Raw genomic sequence first — 3,558 nt, 5'->3', positions numbered from 1 at the left:
GCAGCCGGCTCCGTCGGCACCCCGACTACGGGTACGTCACTCCACTCGAAACGAGATCCTTGCTCAGGCAGAACCTCGTCCCGGCAGCGTAAACACCCGCTGTCCAGTTCGAGGGGGGAACTTCAGATCGCCAGTGAGCGACAGTTGGACGGGACCGGTACCCATGCCCTGCTTCTCGCCCTCGCCCAGCTCGACGAACGACGCGGTGGTTCGGGAGAGAGCCTGAACAGGAGGGTGGAGGGCATACGACAGCGGCTCACGAGCCCTGCCGCTCGGGCCCGGTTCGACGGTCTGCTCATACAGGCTGGCTACCTTCCCGGGCACCGTGACCTCTACGAAGAACCCCGGTACACCCTCCGCGAGCTTCGGTTCTGGCATGTACGGGAAGGCTTTCCCAGACTGGTCGAGTCGGACCTGCCCGAGGGCGTCGGCGACTGCACGTACCACGTGAGCACCTCGGGTCTGGACGCCCACCGCGCGACGGCCGACGAGGTGAAGGAACTGATCGGGGGATCCCATGGCTGAGCTCGACCTGGCCGAGTTCTCGCGGAGCCTCGTCGCCGACGTCCAGGCGACCGCTGACGCGGAGGGGACGACCACCCCTGAGGCGTTCACACGCCGGGTCTTCGAAGACCTGGAGCAGGCCGGCGTCGTGTCCAACACCTTCACCGCCTATCACAAGATGCACGGGCACGAGGTTCACGGCTACGGCATCGGCGAATCGGGCGAGTCCCTGGACCTGTTCGTGACCGACTTCCAGCTGGCGCCGCTGGAGACCAAGCTCACGAAAGCGCAGACCGAGACGTCCTTCAGACGGCTTCTGGCGTTCGTCCAGCGTTGCCGGGACGGTCTGCAGCAGCACATCGACGAGTCCTTCGACGTGTACGACATGTGTGCGGCGGTCGAGAAGGCTCTCACCGAGGTGCAGCGGATCAGGCTCTTCCTGCTCAGCAACCGGGTGAGCACCTCGACCGAGGTCCCGGTCTCGCACTTCGACGGCCTGCCGGTGACCCACGAGGTATGGGACCTGGCACGCCTGCACCGTCACGCGACCTCGGGCGCCCTCGGCGAGCCCATCATGGTGCCCTTCAGCCCCCCGCTTCCCTGTGTCTCCGCCCCCAGTTCGGAAGAGGACCACTCCGTGGTCCTAGCGGTCATACCCGGCGAGTTGCTCGCCGAGTTGTACGCGGAGTACGGCACGCGGCTCCTCGAACTCAACGTCCGCTCCTTCCTCCAGACCCGCGGAGCGGTCAACCGGGGTATCAGGGAGACCCTGTTGCACGCACCAGGCAGGTTCCTGGCCTACAACAACGGGATCACCGCGACCGCGTCGCAGGTCGACTTCGTGAGAGGACCGGACGGCGGGCCGACCCACATCTCCGGAGTACACGGGCTCCAGATCGTGAACGGCGGTCAGACAACAGCCTCACTTCATTACGCGCGGAGCCGCGACAAGGCTGATCTGTCCCACGTCCGTGTCCAGATGAAGCTGACGGAGGTGGCGCCCGAGCGGCTCTCGGAGATCGTTCCGAAGATCTCGGAGTACTCCAACACGCAGAACCGAGTGACCCAGGTCGACTTCAGCTCCAACCACGACTACCACGTGGACATGCAGCGCATCACCCGCTCCCTGTGGGCTCCCGCAACGGACGGCAGCGGCCAGGAGACCCACTGGTTCTACGAGCGGGCGCGCGGCCAGTACACGGACGAGCTGGCGAAGGCCCGCACCCCCGCCAGGCAGCGGCAGTTCAAGAAGCTGAACCCCACGAAGCAGAAGTTCACGAAGGCGGACCTCGCCAAGTTCGTCCACTCCTGGAACCAACTGCCGTACCACGTGAGCCGCGGAGCGCAGAAGAACTTCGTCGAGTTCATGGTCAACCTGGACGAAGCGCCGCCCCGCGTCGATGTCCAGTACTGCCAGCGGGTGATCGCAATGGCCATCCTGTTCAAGGCAGTGGACCGGATCGCTGCCATCCACGGAGCCGGCAGCCACAAGAGCATGATCACCACCTACACCGTGGCTCGCCTGTCCCTGGCGACGGACCGAAGGATCGATCTCGATCGGATCTGGCGAGAGCAGGGCGTCTCACCAGTGCTCGAGGCCGCGATACACGATCTCTGCCCTCGTGTCATGCGGGCGGTGACCACGCCGCTTGAGGGAAACCACGTGGGCGAGTGGGCCAAGAAGGCGGCGTGCTGGGACGCTGTGTCAAGGGTGCCCTGGACGATTCCTCGTGCTCTGGTGTCGGAGTTGTTGGACCATTCGCTGGACGAGGCGGCACTCGCCGGCGGCGACGGTGATCACGAGGGGGCGGCCGAGGCGGTAGCACTGGTCCCTTCCGACGAGTGGCTCGCGATCGAGCGATGGGCCAAGGAGACCCGCAACCTCGAACCCTGGCAGCGACAGCTGGCCCAGTTCGTCGGCAGGCGCCTCGAACTGGAGCAGGAAGTTCCCGAAACGCAGGCCGTCCAAGCCCTGCACGCTCGTACCGAGGCACTGCGGCTGGGATTCACGCCCCAGCCGTAGCCGGTGGTTCGCACGTCATGTGAGAACCACCGACATGTCAGAAGGCAGTTCGCCAAGATGGAGCCATGATTCCCGAGTTCGATGTGGACATCTGTCGCGACTACGACCTGAAAACGCTACTCACGGGCTTGAGCGCAGAGGACGTGGCCAGGGGCTTCACGGATCACCAGGAGTACGAATGCCTGGGGCTCCCGAGCTGGGAAGAGGCCGCAGAGTGTCTGACCGAGGAGGACGCCCTCCTGGAACGGGCGGGGAGGTCTGAGACGCCCGACGGGATGGAGGCGATTCTTGACGAGTTGCACGACGCCGACGACGTCGGCTACGCCGAACTGATGGCGTACACGTTCCGCTGGAACGACATCGGGGTGGCGGGGCTCAGTTTGGCGCTCAGCGCCGCCCGGATTGCAACCTTCTACTCCTGCTCAAGCGGGCTCAACAAGCGCCATCACGCCAAGTATCCAATGGTTGGTGCTGTGCCCGATCCTGAGCGCGCTGGCCTGCTCGCCCGACTGATCGAGGACAGCGGCTGCGGCATCGATCAGGTGTACGGGCGATGGTACATCTACGGGCGCTCCGTCAAAGACCTGCACGTTCTCGGCAGGGCGGTCCTGGTTGCACGCGATGCCTTCGATGCGCTGCCCCAGCCATCGTGGACCGAAGGGCTCGCCGAGTTGATCGAGGAACTCGCGAACGAGTAGAGCCGCTGATGGTCTGCCCCCCCCGGCAGCGGCAACCGGCCCCCGTTCGTCGGCAGCCTCGAATCTGAGCAGCAAGGTCCGGAGACGTAGGCATTCTGGCCTGTTGGTTCGCACCTCAGCGCGAAGCTGCCACTCAGGGTGTTCCCTTCTCGATCAGGTCCTTGATCGCGTCCTCGGCCCTCTTGAGTACGATGCGACCGTCACCATGAGGTTCCCCCTGTCGGCCGGACAGCTTGATACTGGGACGGATGGTCCCGGAGGAAGCAGTCACAGGTAGTGAGTAGCAAGAGCAACATGGGTAAGCGGTACACGGCCGAGTTCAAGCGGGACGCG

Annotated in this window: 3 protein-coding genes; all 3 read left to right on the top strand. The window is 64.9% G+C overall.

The features are described from left to right. The first annotated feature begins 99 nt into the window (after nt 1-99). The 3 genes from JS756_RS35545 (at nt 100) to JS756_RS35535 (ending at nt 3,225) form a co-directional block, all read left to right on the top strand. Nucleotides 100-525, top strand: a complete 426-nt coding sequence (locus JS756_RS35545) for a PD-(D/E)XK motif protein (protein WP_275892789.1) — start codon at nt 100-102, stop codon at nt 523-525. Then, complete coding sequence (locus JS756_RS35540) at nt 518-2,527, top strand: AIPR family protein (RefSeq protein ID WP_205387403.1); 2,010 nt, start codon at nt 518-520, stop codon at nt 2,525-2,527. Before JS756_RS35545 ends, JS756_RS35540 begins: the two co-directional genes overlap by 8 nt. A 65-nt stretch (nt 2,528-2,592) precedes the next feature. Continuing rightward, the gene (locus tag JS756_RS35535) at nt 2,593-3,225 is read left to right on the top strand and encodes a hypothetical protein (protein ID WP_205387402.1); all 633 of its coding nucleotides are present in this window, start codon (nt 2,593-2,595) and stop codon (nt 3,223-3,225) included. Nucleotides 3,226-3,558 lie beyond the last annotated feature (333 nt).

Origin of the sequence: Streptomyces actuosus (assembly GCF_016921115.1) — a bacterium.
In the GTDB taxonomy this organism is placed as follows: Bacteria; Actinomycetota; Actinomycetes; order Streptomycetales; family Streptomycetaceae; genus Streptomyces; species Streptomyces actuosus_A.
This window is presented reverse-complemented; position numbering and strand designations above follow the sequence as displayed.

What these genes read in the sequence shown, in the direction of transcription:
- JS756_RS35540 (WP_205387403.1), top strand. Translation starts at nt 518, where the DNA reads ATGGCTGAGCTCGACCTGGCCGAGTTCTCGCGGAGCCTCGTCGCCGAC.
- JS756_RS35535 (WP_205387402.1), top strand. Translation starts at nt 2,593, where the DNA reads ATGATTCCCGAGTTCGATGTGGACATCTGTCGCGACTACGACCTGAAA.